Here is a 775-nt window from a genome sequence, read left to right on the forward strand (position 1 = left end):
AAGTCAGTGACCCAACCGCAAGGAGGGAGCTGCCGAAGGCGGGATTGATAACTGGGGTGAAGTCGTAACAAGGTAGCCGTATCGGAAGGTGCGGCTGGATCACCTCCTTCTAAGGAAGAAGAAGTAAGAGTTTTAAACACTGTTGAATCTTTGATAAAAGGTTCTAAAATTTCCGGTGCCGATGCGCTTGTGGGAAACACCCGTTCCCATCCCGAACACGACGGTTAAGACGCAGGCGGCCGATGGTACTATGCTGGAGACGGCATGGGAGAGCAGGTGGGTGCCGGAATACTTATAAAAATCACTCACGAGAGTGTTTTATATAGAACGGACACATTTTAATGGGTGGAGATAAAGGTGAAGCCTGTGACGGATAAAACTGAGAAGAATGTGTTAACCTACTTCAGCAGGGTAGTGCTGTTCCATATAACTGGTTTTTACCAGTGATTAGAGAATTCAAGCTTTGAGTTTTCTAATGACTGATAAAACATCAGTCAGACATGTACCTTGAAAACTGCATATTGAATAAATCTAGAATAAATTCTTTAAGAATTATTATTCAAGACATCCGAGGTGTTACATCGCAAGATGTAACCAAACAAATAACTCGTTTTAAATAACGAACCTAAGACCAGCGATACAACGCTATGTATCGTAGATAAGTAGCCCGCACCCGCAGGTGAACATCAATTGGTTAAGCTATAAAGAGCGCAGGGTGGATGCTTGGCACTAAGAGCCGATGAAAGACGTGATAAGCTGCGAAAAGCTTCGGGGA

General features: G+C 43.9%; 3 rRNA genes. All 3 read left to right on the forward strand.

The annotated features are described in order from the left end of the window. Positions 1-110 (forward strand): 16S ribosomal RNA (locus DXA97_RS19825); the annotation flags it as partial. Positions 111-171: 61 nt separating this feature from the next. After that, positions 172-289, forward strand: a 5S ribosomal RNA gene (gene rrf / locus DXA97_RS19830). Between the two features lie 403 nt (positions 290-692). Then, a 23S ribosomal RNA gene (locus DXA97_RS19835) occupies positions 693-775 on the forward strand; the annotation flags it as partial.

Source organism: Clostridium sp. OF09-36 (genome assembly GCF_003481985.1).
Lineage (GTDB): Bacteria > Bacillota > Clostridia > Lachnospirales > Lachnospiraceae > Brotaphodocola.